Source organism: Lyngbya sp. CCY1209 (assembly GCF_055795065.1).
On sequence record NZ_JAYFER010000032.1, the window covers coordinates 1 to 297 of the forward strand.

Annotated in this window: 1 protein-coding gene; it reads right to left on the reverse strand. The window is 42.4% G+C overall.

What is annotated here, in order from left to right; genetic code table 11:
- Positions 1 to 297: reverse transcriptase domain-containing protein (locus AC0QHF_RS00155; protein ID WP_324702173.1), on the reverse strand; the 297-nt coding region annotated here is incomplete at both ends.

The window sequence follows — 297 nt, forward strand, 5'->3', positions numbered from 1 at the left end:
AGACCTCTTCCCCCCGATTTCTTCCCGGATGTATGTTTTCCTTTTGGATATTGCCTGATATTGAACCCCAGGAAGTCAAATCCGGATGGGACTTTTTCTCCGTCCACTTCGATTTCTCTTAGTGTATGACAGATTCTTGTCTTTTCCGGTTTGAGTTGAAGTCCAATGGGCTTTAACCATTTGGAGATAGCAACCTTGCACTGTTCAATGATTTCGAGTCTTGGTGATATGACTACGAAATCATCGGCATATCTAACGACCGTTGCTTGTACTCTATTTCCTTTCTTTGGAAAGAGT